This window comes from Bifidobacterium sp., assembly GCF_022640935.1.
Classification (GTDB): Bacteria; Actinomycetota; Actinomycetes; order Actinomycetales; family Bifidobacteriaceae; genus Bifidobacterium.
Genome location: NZ_JALCCV010000003.1, coordinates 110,976 through 127,757 on the forward strand (window position 1 = coordinate 110,976; position 16,782 = coordinate 127,757).

Genomic DNA, 16,782 nt, shown 5'->3' on the forward strand with positions numbered 1-16,782 from the left:
CAGCTAGCTGAGGCCGCTTGACATCACACTGCCCCTCAGAGCCGTTCGTCAAGCCGCCTGTCGATGTCGTCGAAGCGCTTGACGCTCGGGCGCCAGACCGGCCGGCCGGCGGCGACCACGAGCTTCGGCGCGGCGAGCGTGCGCAAATTCTGGGTCGGATCGGCATCAAGCACGAGCAGATCGGCGCATTTGCCGACTTCGATGGAGCCTGTTTCGCCGCCGATGCCCAAGATCTCCGCGTTGACTCGCGTCGCTGCGTAGAAGGCCTCGGCTGCGGTGAAACCGGCGTAATGGGTAAGCAGATACAGTTCGCGCCATGTGGCGTACTGGGTGACGAAGGTCATGCCGGTGTCGGTGCCGACGCCCACGCGGATGCCGTTCATATGCGCCTGCCGTGCGCCTTCGAGCATGCCTTCGGCCACCGGCTTGGAATTCTCGTATTGGATCTCGGTGATGCCCGTGACCTCGCGCGGGAACGCATTGATCGACATGCCTGCGGACAACGTTGGAATGAGCGAGGAATAGCCATGAAGCGAATTGGGGTTCTCGTGGAACAAGGCGATCATCTCGTCAGTCAGCTCGCTGCCATGCTCGATCGTGTCCACGCCTGCCGTCAGCGCGTTCATGACGCCTTCGGGGCTTTGCGCATGCGCGGCGACGATCAGGCCGCAGGCGTGCGCGGCATCGCAGATCGTGCGCATGCTGGCGACATCCATCTGCGGGCTTCCGGCCTCGCCGGCCACCTGCGAATCGGTGATGCCGCCGGTGGCCGCGATTTTGATCGCATTGACGCCATGATCGATATTCGCCTCGGCGTTCCTGCGGGCGGCTTCCTCGTCCTTGCATTCCAACGCCACGAGCGGGGCGCCGTGCCCACCGGGGGATGCGAGCATCGGACCGGATGCGAAGACCCTGGGCCCAAGCAGCTTGCCGGCCGCGATTTTGTCACGCAAGCCGACCACCGTGTAGCCCACATCGCCAACAGTGCGGATGGTGGTGACACCGGAATTCAAAAGCGTATCAAGGCCTGAAATGGCTTTTTTGCGAATATACGCGCGCCCGACCGGAGTGCGCACCAGACCGGCAAGCAGCGCCTGGCCGCGCGGCGTGGCCTGTCTGGGATCGATCGGCTTGCCGTCGGCGAAGAGGTGCACATGCATGTTGATAAGGCCCGATGCCACGAATTTGCCGGAGGCGTCGATGCGGTGGTAGCCCTGCGGCACCGCGATCTGCGGGCTGGGCATAACATCCGAAATCCGGCCGCTCTCATCGATCACGATCGTCATATCGTGCAGCGTGCGGCCTTCGTCGTCGCCAGTGACGATATTCGTATGCTCGAGAGCAAACGGTTCGACTGTGGTATGACGCTTACGTGATGCCATGGTCAATCTCCTTCGATAGTCACTGGTTTCCGACTCACTCTATCACTCTGTGCCGCTGGCGCGTGGCGGTGCTAACGCTTATGGCGCAACTGCGGCGGCAGCGCGTCGGCTTCGATTAAAGCACACAGATTACGCCACCGTTCCCATCGTCGTGCCGAGCACCAGCAGCGCGGCGATATAAGCTGCTGCAAGTATCGCGAACGCGATGTCGGGCGTACGCACCTGCATCTGATGCCAACGGGTGCGGCGCGCACCCTCCTCGTAGCAACGCGCGTCAAGCGCCAAACCCAGATTATCCGCGTGACGCAGCGTAGCGGCGAAGACGGGCACGATGATCGCGCCCAGCGCCCTGATGCGCGCGAGCGGAGAACCAGTCTCGATGCTGCCGCCGCGCGCCGACTGCGCATCGGTGATCGCTCGCGTCTCCTGACCCAAGGTGGGCAGGAAGCGCAGCGCCAAGCTCATCACGAGGGCCAGCTCCTGAGTGTGCATGACACGGCGCAGCGGGGAGAACAGCGAGGCGAGGCCATCGGTCAGCGCCGTGGGCGTTGTGGTTGCCAACAACACCGCGCCGAGGATCACCACCAGTGCGAAACGGCAGGTGTATAGCGTCGCAATAACCAGCCCATCCGTGGTGATCGGAAGGGCAACAAGGGTGAACAACGGCGTGCCGGTGCGCACGAAGAAGATGTTGACCAAGCCCATCATCACGAACAGGGCCAGGAACATATGGATCGAAGCAAGCAGCCGCAGCGGGTTGAGTTTGGCCGCCGCGATGACGGCGACGGCCATCAACCCGGTCAGCGCAAGCTGGGCCGGCGTGCGGATCGCGAACGCCGTGAACATGAGCGCCAGGAAGCACACCATTTTCACCCGGGGATCAAGTCCCGCCACGATCGAAAGCGGGACCGGCGTGCCCTGCGGCGTCGGCTTGGCCACCGAAAGCGGGCGGGCGGCGGTTTCGGGCAGCGTGATGACGCGGTCGGCTAAAGCATGTGCCTCTTCGAGCGAATGGGTAACCATGACGATGGTCACCCCGCGCCGGTGCAGCTCGCGCACCAGCTCGTGGATGCGCGCCACGGCCGCCGAATCAAGGCTCGCCGTCGGTTCGTCCAGGATGAGGATATTCGGCCGGCAGGCGATCACGCCGGCGATCGCGACTAAACGCTGCTGGCCGCCGGACAATTTCGCAGGCGAGCGTCGGGCGAGCCCGTCGATATGCAGCAGCGCCATGGCATCACGTACACGATCATCGATTTCTGCCCGGTGCAGATGCTGATTCGACGGCCCGTAAGCGATATCCTCGGCCACGGTTTCGGCGAAGAGCTGGCGTTCGGGCCGCTGCATCACCAGCCCCACCTGTCGGCGCAGCTGCTCGCGGCTGCGCCGCGATCGCGTGCTCGGATCGAGCCCTGCAATGCGGATCGTGCCGGAGATCGGCTTCTCCAACGCGGCGAGCAAACGGGTAAGCGTGGTCTTGCCGGAGCCGTTGCGACCCATGATCGCAACGGTGTCGCCTGACTCGATCGTCAATGACAGATCGTTCAGTGCCGGCTCTTGCGCATTCGGGTAGCGCATCGAAACATGGCTGACTTCGATGATGGGAGATATGGCGGTGGAAGCCGGCGGAGATTCCTGGTTCTCGGCGTGTTCGGCAGGTGCCGCCGTTGCGGGAAACGCATCGGTGCATGCAGTGTGATCAGTTGCCGCTGGCGTGATCATGCTTTGGGCCATGCGCGTTGGCGAATCGCTGCGCGACGACAGGAATTGCGTGGTGGGAGGTTCGTTGGGAACGGCGGTGAGAGGTGCCGATATGCCTGCGGCGTCGGCACCGCCTGAATCAGGCGTGCCGACGCCGCTGATGCGCCCATGCTCGAGCCGGATGATGCGGTCGGCGTGCCGGGTCTCGCTTTCGCGATGGGTAACGTGCACGATCGTGTCGCCTTGCGCCTGCAAATCGTCAAGGATCGCCATGACCTCGCGCTGCGCCGCGATATCCAGCATCGCGGTCGGCTCGTCGAACACAACCATGTCGGGCGCCATGGCCAGCGTACCGGCGATGGCCACGCGCTGCTGCTGGCCCCCGCTCATATGCGTGGGGTCGGCATGGCGATGCCGTGCCATATCCACCGCGTCGAGCGCCTCGGCAAGCCGCTGTGCGATGCGCGGGCGGGCAAGGCCGAGATTTTCCGGCCCAAATACCACATCGTCTTCGACCACGGTGGTGACGATCTGGTCTTCGGGATTCTGGAATACCGCGCCGATGCCGTGGCGGGCTTCGCGGTAGGCTTGCGGGTCGGGTTTGGCGCCATCGAATACCCTATGGCCCAGCAGCTCCACAACGCCTGCATCCGGCGCCACGAGACCGGCGATAATGCGCGAGAGCGTGGATTTGCCCGATCCGTTCGGGCCGACCAGGCATATGCGCTCGCCGGCGTGGATCGTCAGATCGATGCCGTCAAGCGCCCAGCTTGCGCCGCGATCGTAGCTGAAGCGCACGTCGGTCAATTGCACAGCTGTTGATTCCGCAGCAGCGGCGTTCGTCGGCCCCGCCGCATACCGGCGGTGCGCGGATATGACGTCATTCATAGCAGGCATAGGCTCGTTCGAAATATTTTCGTCGGGTTTCGCGTGCAGCATTGTTCAGCGATGCAGCAGGTTCGAGACCGGCTTGTAAATCAGGTATGTGGCGACGCCGTGGATGGCGAATTTGATGAGATTGAACGGCAGCAGGGCCGGGATTATCAATTGCGCGACCTGAGCGATACTCATATGCGCGTAGATCGGCGTAATGACGAGGTTGCCCAATATCGCAGCGGCCAGCGCGCACACTGTTCCCAGCAGGATTCCTGCGATGGCGCCGCGCTGCGTGCGGCGGATCTTGTAGATCATGGCCGCAGGGACGCTCAGCGTCAGCGCGACCAGCACCGCCATGATCGTGCCCCACGGGTCCATCAGCACATGCGGCATGAAGCCCAGCACGCTGACGATGACGGCAGCCGAGGGCCCGAAGGCGAATCCTGCGATCAGGCACACAATGCCCGAGGGATCGTATTTGAGCCACGGCAGCCCCGGTATGATCGGAAACTCGATGAAGCTCGTGGCCATGGCCAAAGCCACAAACAGCGCATAGATCGCGATGCGGCGCGTCGACCAGCGCCCTGAATCGGAAACGCCGGTGTCATGGGCGTCGCGCGCGGCGGTCGAACGCGACGCGGGGTCGGGCGACGCTGCTGGATCGAAAGACGTGGAATCGGCGGCATCCTGCGATGACGTCGAAGCTGATGACTGCGCCGGATGCGTTCCGGCATGCGAAAAATCGCCCATATGAGCCTCGTTTCTCCCATCCGGACTTTGACCGTTGGCCCCGGAATCCCACCGGATCAACCGCTTGCGCGGGTCGCGGGCTTCTTCTTCACCGTTATGCGTCGAACGACATCGGAATGGAAGTTACCGCCAGTAAGGATTTTCACCTTCCCTGAAACTTGCATCTCCGTTTATACCCCTCGCCGGGTCGCGGCGCAAGGACCATCATCTTCGGGCGGACGCCGAACCCCTCGCCATGGGTGAAGCGGACCGAAAGAACAAAGCGGTTCAACGGTGTGTCAACGATGCAGGAACAGTCCGCCGTCGCCCCAAGCCCACGTGCCTGATCCGGCGCCGATTTGGAAGTGGAGTTTGGCTATCCCCAGATCGTTGTAGGCGTGGTTGTCTTGCGCGCCCGCGTCGATGTACGCGGCGGCGGTATCGTCTTCGGCGCGATAGGAGAAACGCACCGGCTGCAGATTGCGGGCGCTGGGCGCCTTGCGCGCCGCCTCGACTCCGGCGGCGAACCATGCGGGGGCTGCGGCGCGGGTTTCATCGCTCATGCCCGGCGTGAATTCTTCGAAGGATTTGCTGCTGCGGTGCGTGCGCTGGCGTTCGGTGAATTCCTCATAGCTGCGTCGCGCATAATCCTCGTGCTGCTCAGGGAGGCCGATAGCGATCACGACGTACAGCTCCTCTCCTCGTTCGATGCTGCAGTGGCGCTCGACCTGCTCGCGATCAATGCTGCCAGCCACCCAGCAGGTGCCCATGCCCTGCTGCGTCGCCGTGAGCACCACGCGTTCGGCGTAGAAGCCGGCCTGCTCCTTGGATTCGTTATCGCCGCGTGGACCCACGAGGGCCAGGTAGGTCGTGACATTGGCGAAACGCCCCGACGACATCGCTGTGGCGAAAGCCTGCCGTTCATTGCGAATGAGTTGCAGATGCAGGCCGGAGAGCGTGTTCGCGGCGTCAAGCGCCATATCCAGCCGACGGGCCGTATCGTCGTCGATAGGGTCGGGATCGTAACGACGCACAGCCGTGCGGATAGCGATGGCGTCAATGAGCTTATCATGCAACATAATACGATTATGGCGCAAAACTGCATGTATGGCATCTCTGAAACGCCGCTGGGAGCCTGCTGATGCGCCGCATGTGGGCGTGTGGTGCCGAGCTTCGTCCGCCTCGCACGGATTCGGATATGTGTGGGCCGGAGCCGATGCAGATTGTGGCCGGATCGGCGAATGACATGACATGCGAACGTTTGCAATTCGAGCCTTGTTTTAAAAACCGGGCAGCGTGTCGCGTTCCACGCGCGCTACAATCGCGGTATTGACTTGAAGCGATTGTCCTACAGAGAGGTGAACGATGATTGAAACGGCACAGGCGTTTGGCGTTGACATTGGCGGTTCGGGAATCAAAGCCGCGCCGGTCAACCTCGAGGCGGGAGAATTCGCCGAACCGAGATTGAAAATCCTCACGCCTGAGGTTTCCACGCCGGATTCGGTGGCGGAGATCGTGCGGCAGGAGCTGGAGCATTTCGAGGTGCCTGCGAACATACCGGTCGGCATTGCCTTCCCTGCCCCGATCAAACCGGGGCAAACGATAGATTTCATGGCTAATCTCGACCAGTCTTGGATAGGCGTGGATGTGACCGAAGTCTTTTCCAAGGCGTGTGGACGCCCGGTCACGGTCGTCAATGATGCGGATGCCGCGGGTCTTGCCGAGCAGCAGTTCGGCGCCGCGAAAGGCCAAGACGGCTTCGTGATCGCCACGACGCTGGGAACGGGCATCGGCACTGCGCTGATTTACAACGGCGTGCTTATCCCCAACAGCGAGCTGGGTCATATCGAGCTGCCAAATGGCAAGGGCGATGCGGAGAAATGGGCCGCCTCTTCGGTGCGCGATCAGGAGAATCTGGGCTACAAGAAGTGGGCGAAGCGGCTGACTAAGTACTACGGCCTGCTGGAGAAGTATTTCAATCCCGATCTTTTCGTGGTCGGGGGCGGGGTAAGTCGCATGAGCGATAAATTCTTGCCTTACATCGATATAAAAACACCGATCGTTCCCGCCACATTGCGCAATGAAGCAGGAATCATCGGCGCCGCCTCCTATGCGGCGGCGAAGCTGCTCGCCAATTAACCGAGGCGTATGCATTTTTCCTCACGGGTGGATATCAGCGAACCCAATCCCATAGCTCAGGCCGAGGCGCAAGCTGCGTCCGATGGCGTGGATTTGGGCAAGCTCAACGATTCGAATCCGACGAGGCACGGACTCGGGCCTGCTCAGATTCCCGGCATCTACGCAGCCCAACCGCGCGGCCCGAGCGTGGCGCGTGCGGCGCTGGCCGCCATGCTCGACGCACAGGATCTCGGTGCCACCCGTCATGCTGCGCAATCCTGCAAACAGGGCGATGCGGCAGGTACCGTCGATCCGGACTGCCTGTATTTGCTCAGCTCAACCTCGCAGGCTTATTCCTGGCTGTTCAAGCTGCTGTGCGACGCAGACGACATCGTGTTGACGCCCAAACCGGGTTACCCGCTTATCGAGTCGATCGCGCGGCTGGAGTGCGTGCGCACGCTCGAATACCAATTGGGCTTCGATGGCTCATGGTTCATCGACACGGGTGCGCTTCGCATGCTGCTGGAAGGCCCGGACGGTTCGCGTGTGCGTGCTTTGGTGCTCATCAATCCGAACAATCCCACCGGTTCCTATGTTAAACCGGGGGAGCGGACCGAGCTGGTCGAGCTATGCTGGACGCATGGCGTCGCGCTGATCGCCGACGAAGTATTCTTCGAATATGCGCTGGAGCCGTTCGCTGGCAATGCGCGTTTGGCTGGCGAACAAGGCGTGCTGACGTTCGCTTTGGACGGATTTTCCAAAATGCTGGCTGCGCCGCATGCCAAGGTCGGGTGGATCCGGGTTTCCGGACCGCGGCCAGACGTGGATGGGGCGATTCGCCGACTTGACGTGATCGCCGACGATTACCTGCCGATGAGCGATATCATCGCCGGGCGCATTCCGGAGCTGCTTGCCGCCGCTCCTGTGCAGACCGGGCGTGTGCGGCGCAGGACGCAGGCTAATCTGGCGGCATTGCACGCGATGTTGCAGGCCGATGCGCATGGGCTGGTATCCGTGCTGCGCGCGGAAGGCGGATGGAATGTGCTGCTGCGGCTGCCTGCCATATTGGATGAGAACGATGTGGTGCTGGCGCTGATCCGCGAACGTCGGCTGTCCGGCCAGCCAGGCTATTTCTTCGACATGGTCACGAATGGCTATTTGGCTTTGTCGCTGCTGCCAGAACCCGAAATATTCAAAGCGAATGTGCAGGCGGTGCTCGACACCGTTGCCGGTCTTATCGGCTGAACTTGCATGTCCCGCAGCCGATTGGTGGCCGCGCCCAGCCGTCACAGTAGCGCGAACCACGATCGCACGGTGTAATAGAGAACCGGATCCGTGCGGATAAGAGCATCGTCTCGCCCGGGCACGAAGAGCGACAGCACGGCGATCGCGATGCTGACGAGCATAAGCGTCATCGTGAAAGCACGGACGCACCATAGCGCGATCGATGCCGCTGATGCACTTGTCCGCATGCTTGGCGTCGCCGCCGTATCGCCGAGGCCGCGGGATGCACCTTCACGATCCGTCTCCCGTAATATTGCAAGCATGGCACCTATGGCGCCCAGCGAGAACAGCCAGCCATAGTCGGACATATACCGCCAGCCCAAGCCTCCCCGCGCGGCATCCACCAATGTCAACACCAGCCCGAGCATCAGGCAGCCAGCCAGGAAACCCCATAGCCGCGAGCCTTGCAGCCGGCGCCAGAGCATGGGCAGCGCCCAGATCAGCAGCAGCGTCGGGCACAGCATGAACAGCCCTCCTGCCATAGGCTCGACATAGGCCCATTGCGCAAGCGGCGCAGGAGCGATGGCGAGGAAGGGGAAGCTGTGCACGAAGCGCCACGGCAGAAACAGCGAATAGCCGATGATCGCGATGATATTCGAAGAGGACGGCGCATAACGTGTCATATCGGTGACGGTCAGCTGATAACCTTCCCCGAAATCGAAGGGGGACCCGAAGCGCAGCGCATTGTAGATGCCGATCGGCACGACCATAAGCAAGGCGGGCAAGGCGACCACGGCTGCCGCGCGCAAACTTCCACGGCCTCCAGGGACCGGGTTTCGTACAACGGTTTCAGGCTCTGCGACGATTTGTTTCGCGGTCCGTGGAGCGGTTACGCGAGACGAGCTCCCACGCGCAGAGCCGGCGCGGTACATGGTGATGCGATGCCGCAGCGAAACGCCTAGCGCTGCGAGCTGCCGGGCGAAGATCGGGAAGCCGAGCAATGCCACCAGTGTGAAAGTCGGACGGCAGCCGATATTCGCCGAGATGCACAGGCTGCCAGCAGCCAGCCGTGGCAGGGAGACCGCCGGGGCATTTCCGATGTGCCACACGGCGTGGGTTCGGCGGCCCTGCACCATGTCGCCCCTGTGCTGCCGACTCGCCTTGGTTGCCTGTGGCGTAGAGCCGAGCCAGAACCATAGTCCGAGCGCGCTGATCAGCAGCGAGGCGGCGAATGGCACCGAATAGAAATTCCGGCGCAACATCAGGTACGCGATATTCGAGCCGATGAGCAGCAGCGTCACCGACATGCTGGCAGCAGCCAGCGATGCGTGCGGGGCAACCCGGCGCACGAGGCGAATGGCAAGCAACGAACCGAAGACGATGAATGCCGCAGACAGCAACAGCACTGCAGCCGAAGCCGGCAGCATCATGCCCCCGGGCACCCACAACGAGGACAGCGCGCGATAGGGTAGAAACAGCGCCAACGCAGGCAGCACGCCGAAATAGGAATACCAATGTCCCTGATAGAACGCGTAGTCCCAGTATATGGGGCTCACGCCCCGGGCCAGCAGCCGTTCTCGAGTCACCGTGCTGTACGGGTCGGCGGCCTTCGCCAGCGCGTCAGGCACCGGCAGATCAAGCGAAAGTCGGCCGTGCAGCAGCGAGTCGGCCAAATGCCCGTACTGGTCGAAATCGTAGGTGTATGCGCCCGACGCATGAAAATCGAGCGGTTTCGTCATCTGCAGCTGCTGCGCAACACCAATGCCGGCGACTGCCAGCACGGCAGCAGCCATGACGGCGAGCAGCGCGCGCTGATACGGGCTTGCAGGATCCAGCTCGGTTCGCCACCATGAGGAACCCGGCCGCCAGCAAACGAACAGCAGCAACAGCGCCGCCATGGCCGCCACGCGCAGCCAGTCGAACTGGAACGGCACACGGACATTGGCGCGCACCGCCTGAATGGGAATCAATGAGCCTGCCGGCTCTTGAATCCACAGGCGCACGGTCGAGCGGGCATCGGCGCGCACATAGAGCGAACGCGGCGTGCGCAGATCGATCGTCTGCACGCGGCCGGCATAGCCGTCGCAATCAAGGCGGACCTGCACTCGGTCAAGCCCTCGGCGACCCTCACTTTGGCTCGAATGCAGGACGAGCGGATCGATGCGCGCGAACGACGACGTCCCGTCGGCGCCCAGTTCGAGATACGCCCGGGTCGGGTCCGTGACTTTGAGCAGGCCGCTGTCTGTACGGGCCAGGCCGGCGCCAAACGTGTTCTGCGCGGCGTCGGAATCGGTGCTGGCTGCGATGCCCTCCCAGAAGGCATGGTTGAACAACGCGCACTCGACAGCAAGGATGGCGAGCAACCCCACCAGGATCCGCAGAACCGAGGAGCGTCGTCTTCCGAAGTGTTTCGAGCGTGCAATCACCCCATTATTCTATAAGCAACATGTCTTGTTGGATTGGAACAATGACAAGCATGCCTGAATTCATCCACAATCCGAACGAACATGGCCGTGCGGTGATCGACGGGCATGAGGCGCTGCAGACGCTGCGCAAAACCATGGTCGCGCTCTCCCCATTGACCAAACGCAGGCGCTTCGATCATTTCGCCGGCGTTCCCGGAACTCTGGCATTAGGATGGGCGCAGCTGCCGCAGACCCAAGGCCAGGCGTTCTCGGTGGGCGTGTTCATCGATGACAGCCACTTCTCGCAGATCGCGCTCGCCGACGGCAAGGGACGGGTGTTCGTCGGCACTGATCCGGACATGGACACGCACGACATGGAACCGAGCCTGCTCTTCGGCAAGGAGACCGAGCTGAAGATTCCCGCGCGGCCCCGGCTTGCACGGCCTGCGGGAAAGCCTGGTTCCCTGGCGGGAAGGCTTCGCGCGCTCGTCACGCGCGCCAGCGGCAAAGCCGGCGTCGGCAATCGGCTCTTGGACGCAGTGCAGGGCGGCATCGTGGGCCGGGACGCTTTCGGACAGATGACATGGCTCGCGTCATGGCTTAAGCACGCCAATCGATATACCTTGGAGCAGCTGCGCATGGAGCTTCCCAAGTCGATGCGCATGGACCTCGAATACCGCGACGCGGTGTCCATCGCGTTTTTCGGCGCATATCTGCTGCCGCAGCTCAGCGGTCTGCTGATCGGGTTCGGCTCGGGCAACATCTTCCGTCGGCTCAATCGGGAGGCGCCGCTGGGTGCGATCCGGCGCAGCGTACGGGACTGCGAAAAGGCTCGTTCGAACGGGCTGCGCGTTTCCGGCCTGGAAGAGTATTTCAGCGAACTGATGCAGCAGTCGGGCGCACTTGACAATACTCCCGGTCTTGAAGCAGTGCATGGCGCCGAGCCGCTGCACCTGTATACGTCAAGCTATTCGGGCAGCTATTTCTTCTCGTGGGATTCCTCATTGGAATTCGCGCCGGCGCTCAAGGCATTGAAAATCGAAGGCAATCTCAACCGATTCGCCGCAACCAGCGCATGGCTGGAGCGCAACGCGCGCATGGGCGCGATGCCGATCGAGGACACCGTCACCCGGGCGCAGGCCGCGCAAATCGATCTGGCGCTGCTTGACGATCCGGCGCTGGGCGCCTTCAAAAACGATGATTCGCAGCTTGCCTCGATGAATACGGCCGATCCGCATGGTGATATGCCGAACGTCGGCGAACTGAACGGCGATGACGGTGTGCGACCTGTTATGCATATGATTACGGTCGCACGCGAAACCTCATCCTCGATCGCCGAGGGCTCGCCGGATCCAGTCAATGGATCTGCGAACGGCGAAGGTTCGGAATGGGTCTACCGCCAGAGCATGTCAACGTTATTGAGTCGGCTGCGGCTGCCATACCGCTATGACGTGGAATTCCGCTCGAATCTGCGTGAGGGCAATGTCTCCATCGCCTTCACTACCGCAGGCGTCTCGATGATGCCTTCGCAACGCTACGACTGCGGCTCGCACACATGGACGGCGCTCGGCGAGGGCGAACGTGCGGCTATGAGCGCGAACTACAATTTGCGCGTCGGCCTGATGATGGCGGCGCTCGGCTTCGGCGCGGACCCGAACATCACACAGGTTTCGCTGCATATCGACTCCTTCGGTCTCGAAGAGATCGTGGCCGAGCAGGACAGCGCAATCAGCCAGCTGATGAGCCAAGCGCTGAGCGCATTCGAGCATATGCGTATCTCAGACATCCATTTCGGCCCGTCGAAGGCTGATCCCAAAGATGGCGACGTCCATGGCGATCCGTCGCGGCCGGGTGCAGCGGCCGATGAAAGCGAATTGCGACAGCGCGGCGAGGCGCCCTCTTCCTCACCGCAAGGAGAGACGGAAGACGATGACGAGCAAAGAGAGCCACAGCATGATCCTCAGCACGGCCGACAGGGCGGACGTGATCCCAAGACATCAGTAGACCGCCAGTTCGAAGACCTGATGAAGGGCGTCGACTTCCCTGATATCGACATCGACGAAATGACTTTCGCTTCCTCCGACGGCGGCAACCGGACCCAGGGCGATGATGCCCAAAAGGACGATGCGCAACACGGCGATACGCGGCCGGATCAGGATGATCGCGACGATCCGCATGGATTCTCCGGCGATCCGATTGAGGCGCTGCGCCGCAATCCGAGCGTGCGCAACATGGTCACCGTGACCTTCGAGCGCGAAGCATTCCTGGCGAGGCTGCAAAACGATGGGCTGCGCCACCCCGTGGAAACATACCGCCAGTTCAATGCGGCTATGGATGTGGATGGGCAGGGCGGGCTTCGGCCGGTGAATGCCAAGTTCAACTTGCGCGACGCCCGGTTCTCTCCGGCTGGCGCGCAGGAAGAACCGGAGCTTGCCGACATGCCGTTCGACGATGCCGTGGCGCACGTCCTCGGTGCAACGAATGCCGTGGGCCTTTCGATCCAACGCGCCGACCTGCTGCAACGCGCGGTCGACGACTTTCACGGTATCGCCTCCGCGGATTCCCTGCCTTCCGTGGCCAAAGCGCAGCAGGCTATGGCGATCGTCGAAGAGCTCGGCGACCCTGAGCTTGACGCACTCGCGCCGCAGGTCGGCAGCGCGCTGATCGATTCCACGGACACCCCTGATTTCAACTTTACATTGTCGGCCGATCTCGACCGGGACCGTCTCAAAGCCCGCGATCTGCTGTTTTCTGGGCAGGTAGATCAGGGCATCGCCAGCCTGCAGGCGCAGTCAGGGCGCTTGGACGCCATGTTCGCCAGCCGTTCGGGAGTGCCACGGTATTTCAATTCCTACGCCGAACGCGTGGTCTATAACCGCCTGTTCGCCACTCCTGGTGAACGCATGGTGCTGATCCCCGACAACTTGTTCTACGCGCATATGGAGCTGGCCGATGTGCTCGCGCAGATCAAAGGCGCGCAGGCCTCGCTGCCACAGCTGAGCGCCATGGTCTCGTATGCGCCGACCTATCCGCTGTCGCATATGAAGTTGGCGGTGCAATTGGCGCGCAAGGAGGACTGGGATTCCGCCAGGGCGGCGTGCCTCAATGCGCTGCGCGTGGCGCTGGACCGCAATGACGCCGCATTCGCCTACTATCGTTTCGCTTACGCGGAATGGATGCGCGACGAGTTGGACGTCGCCGCGGCCGCTTATGTCATGAGCAGCGCCATAGCGCCCGGGCAGATCGGCTCGCTTGACGCCGAGCTGCATGAGCTGCTCGCCCGCGCCCAATCGCAGTGCATCATCGTGCCGCGCGACACGGAGCAGGCTCAGCAATTGCTGACGGAACATGGGCTGCCCGTCTGGCCGAATACCGAGGCCGCTGCGATCGTGCGCGATGCGGCGAGGGTGTGCGTCGACAATGGCATGTTCGTTCCGGCCCGAACCTTGTCGGTCGCCGTGGCACGGATGAACGAGGCCGACAATAACGGGATCGACATGGCGCAGGCGCAATTCCTGCGCTCGCTCAACACCTGAAAGCCCAATGGCACATTCTGTGCGTACTACGCGAACCGCAGCATGCGTAGTGCACCATCATATTCGGATGAGGCCATACAATCGTGAAAGACAATCATCCATATTTAGTTAGGTATGCAGGCGAGGGGACTATGAGCGAGGCGACACGACGGCAGCAGACGACGGGCAGGCGGATTCCCGACGGGCAAACCCCGAACGTGCAGCCAACGCTGGCACTTGACGAAACCACAGCCCTCGAACGCTCCGCACCGGGTTCATCTGCTTGGATTTCCGCGCTGCAGCTGATCGACGCCGATGCGCTGCAGCTCGACGATCTCGACGTGAGCGCGATGAGCGCCGAGAATGCCGCCCGGCTGTGGGCGCGTCTGGCCTCATGGGTGGAATCCGACCAGATTGCCTATTATGTGAACGATGCCCCGACTGCGTCGGATGCGGCTTACGATGCGCGCATGCGTTGCCTGCAGATGCTCGAAGCCGCATTCCCGACCTTGGATTCGCCGCAGTCGCCGACGCATCGCGTGGGCGGCATGTTCTCGAACGATTTCGCCTCGGTGCGTCACCCCTCGCAGATGCTGAGCCTGGACGACGTGTTCTCCATCGAGGAGTTGCGCGATTGGTACGATTCGGTCCGCCGCGACCTCGACTGGCCGGAAGGCAAGCCGCTGCCGATGACCTGCGAGGTCAAAATCGACGGGCTGGCGCTCAATCTCATCTATCGCAATGGTGTGCTCGAACAGGGTTTGACACGCGGAGACGGCGTGACGGGCGAGGACATCACGATGAACGTGCGCACCATCGCCACGATCCCCGCCAATCTGGCTGGCGGATCCAAGGACATCCCTGAATTCGTGGAGGTCCGCGGCGAGGTGTTCATGCGCTGGGACGACTTCCGCACGCTTAACGAACGCAACGAGGACGAAGGCAAGGCGCCGTTCGCCAACCCGCGTAACGCCGCAGCCGGTTCCTTGCGCCAGAAGGACCCGCGTATCACGGCCACGCGGCGGCTGAGCTTCTATGCCCACGGCTTGGGTCAACTGCGTTGGCCGGGCGGCCGGGTGCCGCAGGGCGCAGACCATCTCGAAGACCAGTCGCAGGCTTACGACTTGTACCAGACCTGGGGCATCCCGGTCTCCCCGCATAATCGCGAGGTTACTGATTTCGACCAGATCCTGACAATGATCGACTACTACGAGGAGCACCGCAGCGACATCGAGCATGCGCTCGACGGCATTGTGGTCAAGGTTGACGATTTGGCTCTGCAGCGCACCTTGGGCGCCACATCGCGCGCCCCGCGCTGGGCGATCGCGTATAAATATCCGCCGGAGGAGGTCAACACCGAGCTGCTCGACATCCAGGTGCAGGTCGGGCGCACAGGCCGCGTCACTCCAGTCGCAATCTTGAAGCCAGTGTTGGTCGCCGGCTCGACGGTGTCGCGCACGACACTGCACAACGCCTTCGAGATCAAGCGCAAGGCCGTGCTGATCGGCGATACGGTGGTGGTGCGCAAGGCCGGCGATGTGATTCCCGAACTGGTCGGCCCGGTATTGAGCCGGCGCGAAGGCCGGGAAGATCAGCTACGCGAATTCGTGATGCCGACGCGGTGCCCCTCGTGCGGCGCGGTGCTGGCGCCGGCCAAGGAAGGCGACAAGGACATCCGCTGCCCGAACGTGGAGGCCTGTCCGGCTCAGCTCACCGAGCGCATTATCAGCCTGGCTTCGCGCAAGTCCTTCGATATCGAGCACTTGGGCGAGCAGAGCGCTGTGGCGCTGACCAACCCGGAGGAGAACCGGCCGAGTTCGGCGGACACCTATGCGCCCAATCTGCGCGAGGTCGTGGTCGCTTCGGGCGAGTCGCCCAAGCCGTACGAACCGGTCGAAGGACAGGAATTGCCGCCGATGCAAACGCCGGTGCTCGCCAGCGAAGCGGGTTTGTTCACGATCAGAGCTGATGACCTGCGCAATGTTTATGTCTGGCGTGAAGCGCCCATCATTGAAGTAGATGAGCGAACCGAAGAGTCCGGGCGCAAACGCAAACAGCGCCGCCGGGTCGGCAGCTCAGGCCTGTGGCATCGGGTGCCCGCGTTCTACAACCAGAGCAAATCAGGCGAAATCGCCGCCAAGCCGTCGCGTACTACGCTCGCGATGCTCGACGAGATTCAGAAAGCCAAGAGCGCCGACCTGTGGCGCGTGCTGGTGGCGCTGTCGATCAGGCGGCTCGGACCACCCACTGCGCGGCTAGTGGCCACGCGACTCGGCTCGCTTGAAGCCATCGAGCATGCCAGCGCCCAGGAATTGTGCGACATCGACGGCATCGGGCCGGAGATCGCGCAGTCGGTCGTGGGCTGGTTTGCCGCCGCGCATACGCCTGGTGACTGGCGCGGCGCGATTCTCGCCGCTTGGAAGGCCGCAGGAGTCGGCCGCGGCGTCGAAACGAATAATGCGCCGCAGACCTTGGCCGGCAAAACAGTCGTTGTCACCGGCTCGCTTGAGGACTTCAGCCGCGATTCGGCGAAGGAAGCCATCGTTGAACATGGCGGCAAAGCGGCCGGCTCAGTGAGCAAGAAAACAGATTACGTCGTAATCGGCGCGAACGCCGGCTCCAAGGCGAGCAAGGCCGAGGAGCTGGGCCTGCATCTGCTCGACGAAGCGCAGTTCAAACATCTGCTGGCCACCGGCGATCCAGGAGAGCAAGAAGCGGCAGCGACTCCGGACGAATCGCCGGATAGGGCAGCAGACGGGAAGTGAACGGAAAACGCCTTGCATCTTCCATCGCGATAGGGTGCGCTTACGATTCTTTGATTCTTTGTGAATG

General features: G+C 62.5%; 9 protein-coding genes and 1 riboswitch. Of the genes, 4 read left to right on the forward strand and 5 right to left on the reverse strand.

Annotation, left to right across the window (positions count from 1 at the left end; all coding sequences use genetic code 11):
- Window positions 1-35: 35 nt before the first annotated feature.
- The 4 genes from LKG04_RS02105 to LKG04_RS02120 all read right to left on the reverse strand — a co-directional run bounded on the left by LKG04_RS02105 (window position 36) and on the right by LKG04_RS02120 (window position 5,770).
- Window positions 36-1,382, reverse strand: a complete 1,347-nt coding sequence (locus LKG04_RS02105) for a metal-dependent hydrolase family protein (protein ID WP_291759017.1) — start codon at window positions 1,380-1,382, stop codon at window positions 36-38.
- A gap of 129 nt (window positions 1,383-1,511) precedes the next feature.
- Entirely contained in the window at window positions 1,512-3,971 is a 2,460-nt protein-coding gene (locus LKG04_RS02110; protein ID WP_434734831.1) for an energy-coupling factor transporter ATPase, read from the reverse strand.
- Between the two features lie 54 nt (window positions 3,972-4,025).
- Window positions 4,026-4,709: an ECF transporter S component gene (locus LKG04_RS02115; RefSeq protein WP_291759013.1), complete on the reverse strand. Its 684-nt coding sequence runs from the start codon at window positions 4,707-4,709 to the stop codon at window positions 4,026-4,028.
- A gap of 4 nt (window positions 4,710-4,713) precedes the next feature.
- Window positions 4,714-4,872, reverse strand: a riboswitch (FMN riboswitch).
- Between the two features lie 115 nt (window positions 4,873-4,987).
- Window positions 4,988-5,770, reverse strand: a complete 783-nt coding sequence (locus LKG04_RS02120; protein ID WP_291759349.1) for a nitroreductase family protein — start codon at window positions 5,768-5,770, stop codon at window positions 4,988-4,990.
- Between the two features lie 283 nt (window positions 5,771-6,053).
- On the opposite strand from LKG04_RS02120, the gene ppgK reads away from it, so the two are divergent.
- Together ppgK and LKG04_RS02130 are read left to right on the forward strand one after the other, a co-directional pair.
- Window positions 6,054-6,827 carry a polyphosphate--glucose phosphotransferase gene (gene ppgK, locus LKG04_RS02125; protein ID WP_291759010.1) on the forward strand — a complete coding sequence of 258 codons (774 nt, stop codon included), beginning with the start codon at window positions 6,054-6,056 and terminating at the stop codon, window positions 6,825-6,827.
- A gap of 9 nt (window positions 6,828-6,836) precedes the next feature.
- Window positions 6,837-8,051: a pyridoxal phosphate-dependent aminotransferase gene (locus LKG04_RS02130; protein WP_291759007.1), complete on the forward strand. Its 1,215-nt coding sequence runs from the start codon at window positions 6,837-6,839 to the stop codon at window positions 8,049-8,051.
- A 41-nt stretch (window positions 8,052-8,092) separates the two neighbouring features.
- Here LKG04_RS02130 and LKG04_RS02135 read toward each other — a convergent pair whose 3' ends face one another.
- Window positions 8,093-10,399, reverse strand: a complete 2,307-nt coding sequence (locus LKG04_RS02135; RefSeq protein WP_291763193.1) for a glycosyltransferase — start codon at window positions 10,397-10,399, stop codon at window positions 8,093-8,095.
- Window positions 10,400-10,506: 107 nt separating this feature from the next.
- On the opposite strand from LKG04_RS02135, the gene LKG04_RS02140 reads away from it, so the two are divergent.
- Both LKG04_RS02140 and ligA read left to right on the forward strand, forming a co-directional pair.
- On the forward strand, window positions 10,507-13,971 hold the full coding sequence (locus LKG04_RS02140) for a tetratricopeptide repeat protein (RefSeq protein WP_291759002.1): 3,465 nt from the start codon (window positions 10,507-10,509) through the stop codon (window positions 13,969-13,971).
- Between the two features lie 131 nt (window positions 13,972-14,102).
- The gene (ligA, locus tag LKG04_RS02145; RefSeq protein WP_291759000.1) at window positions 14,103-16,715 is read left to right on the forward strand and encodes an NAD-dependent DNA ligase LigA; all 2,613 of its coding nucleotides are present in this window, start codon (window positions 14,103-14,105) and stop codon (window positions 16,713-16,715) included.
- Window positions 16,716-16,782 lie beyond the last annotated feature (67 nt).